At 66.0% G+C, this 2465-nt stretch carries 1 pseudogene; it reads right to left on the bottom strand.

The features are described from left to right. Window positions 1-18: 18 nt before the first annotated feature. A pseudogene (locus AC2VOP_RS21470) lies at window positions 19-2465 on the bottom strand (glycogen/starch/alpha-glucan phosphorylase); the annotation flags it as partial.

The raw sequence follows: 2465 nt of genomic DNA, 5'->3' as shown, positions 1-2465 counted from the left end.
AACTGACTCCCGGCCCGCTCAGATCTTCACCGTCAGCGGCCAGACGTTCCAGATCTCGTCGCAGTACTCGGCGACGGCGCGGTCCGAGGAGAACGTGCCGCTGCGCGCAGAGTTCAGGATGGACATCGTGGTCCACGCATCCTGGTCCACGCATCCTGGTCCTGCCACGCGGCGCTCACCTGCTCCCGGCAGTCGACGTAAGAGCGGTAGTCGGCGCACACCAAAAACGGACCGTCGTAGCGAAGGTTGTCCACCACCGGTCGGAGCACCTCGGTATCGCCGCGCGAGAACATCCCCGCGGCAATGAGATCGAGCACCGCGCAAAGCTCCTCGTCGCCGTCGATGTAGCCGGCCGGGCGGTATCCGTCCGCCTTGACCGCCGCAACCTCGCGTTCCGTGAGGCCGAACAGGAAGAAATTCTCCGGCCCGGCCTCCTCGCGGATCTCGACGTTCGCCCCGTCGAGCGTGCCGATGGTCAGCGCGTCGTTGATCATGAACTTCATGTTCCCGGTGCCCGATGCCTCCTTGCCTGCAGTGGAGATCTGCTCGGACAGGTCGGTGGCCGGGTAGATCAGGTGCGCGTTGCGCACAGTGAAGTTCGACACGAACGCCACCGTGAGGAACCGGTTGACGTCGGGGTCGGCGTTGACAGTCTCCCCGACGGCGTTGATCAGCTTGATGATTCGCTTGGCCACGAAATAGCCGGGAGCGGCCTTGCCGCCGAAGACGAAGGTCCGTGGCGGAATCGACAGCCCGTGATTGCACTTGAGCCGATGGTAGAGCGCGACGATGTGCAGCACGTTGAGGTGCTGGCGCTTGTACTCGTGGATGCGCTTGACCTGGACGTCGAACATCCAGTCCGGGTTCAGCTCGACGCCCGCGGCCGCGCCGACGTAGGTGGCCAGGCGGGCCTTGTTGGCTCTTGCGATATCGCGCCACTGCTGACGGAAGCCGGCGTCGTCGACGAAAGGCTCCAGTGCGCGCAGCCGCGACAGGTCCCTCAGCCAGCTCTCGCCGATGGTGCGGTCCAGCAGTTCGCGCAGCCCTGGGTTGGCCAGCGCAAGGAAGCGGCGCGGTGTGACCCCGTTCGTCTTGTTGCTGAAGCGTTCCGGCCACAGCTCGTAGAAGTCCTTGAGGACACTGGTTTTCAGCAGATCTGAGTGCAGCGCGGCGACGCCGTTGATGGCGTGGCTGCCGACGGCCGCCAGGTGCGCCATCCGCACACTCTTGCCGCCGTCCTCCCCGATCAGCGACATACGGCGCAGCCGGTCGTCGTCGCCGGGGAACCGGGCGCGCACCTCGTCGAGGAATCGGCGGTTGATCTCGTAGACGATCTCGAGGTGGCGCGGCAGGGACTCGGAGAACATCGCCAGCGGCCAGGTCTCCAGCGCTTCGGGCAGCAGGGTGTGGTTGGTGTAGCCGAACGTCGCGACCGTGATGCCCCACGCGTCGTCCCAGTCGAGGTGGCGCTCGTCGACCAGGAGCCGCATCAACTCGGCGACCGCGATCGACGGATGAGTGTCGTTGAGCTGCAGCGCGAACCGCTGGGGCAGTTCTCGCACAGAGACGTCAGCGATCTCCTCCATCAACTCCAGCACCCGCTGCAGCGAGCAGGACACGAAGAAGTACTGCTGCAACAGTCGCAGCCGCTTGCCCACATCCGGTTCGTCGTTGGGATAGAGGACCTTGGTGACCGTCTCGGAGGTGACTTCGTCCTCGACCGCCTTGTAGTAGTCGCCGGTGTTGAAGGCCTCCAGCGCAAAGGATTTGACGGCACGTGCGCTCCACAACGTCAACACGTTGCAGGTGTTGACGCCGTAGCCTTGGATCGGGGTGTCGTAGGCGACGCCTTTGAGTACCCGCCCCGGCACCCACCGCGCACGGTCGTGGCCGGCCTCGTCGGTGTAGTGCTCGGCATAGCCACCCCACTTCACCGCATAGTTGATGTCGGGTTTGGCGATCTCCCAGGGATTTCCGGCGTCGAGCCAGTTGTCCGTCTTCTCGACCTGCCAGCCGTCGCGAATCTCCTGGTCGAAGATCCCGAACTCGTAGCGGATGCCGTAGCCGATCGCCGGACGCTCCAGAGTGGCCAGCGAGTCCAGGTAGCACGCGGCAAGCCGGCCGAGGCCGCCGTTGCCCAGCCCCGGTTCCTCCTCGCAGGCCAGCACCGTGTCGAGGCTCTGGCCCATCGCCGCCAGCGCGGTCCTCGCCGACCGCTCGATGCCCAGGTTCAGCAGGTTGTTGCCGAGTTGGGGGCCCATCAGGAACTCGGCGGACAGATAGCAGGTGACCTTGCGACCCAGATCCAGCATGGTCTGCATCGACGCCACCCTGCGGTCCTGCATGCGGTCACGCACGGCCAGCGCCAGCGCCCGGTAGTAATGCTCGGGACGCAGGGCCGCGGCCGGCCGCCCGACCGAGTAGCGCAGGTGGTCGGCGATGGCCCGCTGCAGCGCGGCCGCGCC

The sequence above is a fragment of the Mycobacterium sp. TH-M106 genome (assembly GCF_057473765.1).
Note: the sequence above shows the minus strand (reverse complement) of the source record. Positions and strands in the feature narration are given on the sequence as shown.